1 pseudogene is annotated in these 1319 nt (G+C 75.7%); it reads right to left on the bottom strand.

The window, feature by feature from the left end:
• Nucleotides 1-292 precede the first annotated feature (292 nt).
• Nucleotides 293-1312, bottom strand: a pseudogene (locus MTQ10_RS30520) (DAK2 domain-containing protein); the annotation flags it as partial.
• Nucleotides 1313-1319: the final 7 nt, after the last annotated feature.

Genomic DNA, 1319 nt, shown 5'->3' with positions numbered 1-1319 from the left:
GGGGGGGGGGGCGGGGTGTGTGCGCAGTTCCCCGCGCCCCTCGGGGGTGGTTTCGGTGCGTGCGCACCTGCTGGGGGATGGTTCCCGTGCGTGCGCACCTCGCCGTGCGTGGGGCCTTCTCGCGCAGCTCCCCGCGCCCCTGGGGGGGTGGTTCCCATGCGTGCGCACCTGACCGTGCGTGGGGCCTTCTCGCGCAGCTCCCCGCGCCCCTGGGGGGGGTGGTTCCCGTACGTGCGCACCTCGCCGTGGGCGGGCCTTCTCGCGCAGCTCCCCGCGCCCCGGGGGGTCGGGGTCATTCGACGCCGATGAGCAGCAGGGCTCCCTGGTTGCCGCCTCTGTAGGTCACCGTGTCGACGGCCAGGTGGGATTCGCGTACGTGGTGCTCCAGGTGGTCGGCGAGGGTGTCGGGGGCCGTGTCGTCCAGGACCAGGGTGACCAGTTCGCCGCCGGCCGCCAGCATGCGGTCGAGGACCGTGCGGGCCGTCGTCTCCACGTCCGTGCCGATGACGGCCACGTCCCCGTCGATGAGGCCCAGCACGTCGCCCTCCTGGCAGATGCCCGCCGTGGTCCAGGCCTGGCGTTCGGCGACCGTGACCTCGGCGTGGCGGGTGGCGCCCGCGGCCGAGGTCATCGCGACGACGTCCTCGTCGAAGCGGCGGTCCGCCTCGTGCACGGCGAGCGCGGCGATGCCCTGCACCGCGGAACGGGTCGGGATGAGGGCGACCCGGATGCCCTCGGTACGGGCCTGCTCGGCCGCCGCGGCGGCCGTGTGCCGCAGCTCGGCGTCGTTGGGCAGCAGCACGACCTCGCGCGCGTGGGCGCGTCGTACGGCCTCCACCAGCTCCCCTCCGGCGGGCGGCTCCCCGGGGCGAGCGAGGACGGTGGTGGCGCCCGCCTCGCCGTACAGCGCGGCCAGGCCCTCGCCGGGCACCACGGCCACGACGGCCCGCTGGACGCGCTCGCGGACGGCGCGTGTGGTGTGGGCGTCCCCGGCGCCGAAGTGCGTGATGCGGATCCGGTACGGCCGTCCCGCCTCGACGCCGGCCTCGACGGCGGCGCCCGCGTCGTCGACGTGGACGTGCACGTTCCACAGACCGTCGCCGCCCACGACCACCAGGGAGTCCCCCAGGGCGTCCAGGCGCTCCCGCAGCCGTGCCACGGCGGTGTCCTCGGCCTCCAGCAGGTAGATCACTTCGAACGCGGGTCCGCCCTCTTCGCCGTCCGCGCAGGCCGTCGGGTGTTCCACGCGCGCGTGCGGGTCCGTGGCGGGCGGTCCGGGCGTCTCCCCCGTGAACGTCTCCACCAGCGCCGCCTACGAA

The sequence above is a fragment of the Streptomyces sp. XM83C genome (genome assembly GCF_023072675.1).
Classification (GTDB): domain Bacteria; phylum Actinomycetota; class Actinomycetes; order Streptomycetales; family Streptomycetaceae; genus Streptomyces; species Streptomyces thermocoprophilus.
The sequence above is the reverse complement of the archived record's forward strand: the minus strand, read 5'-3'. Positions and strand labels throughout refer to the sequence as shown.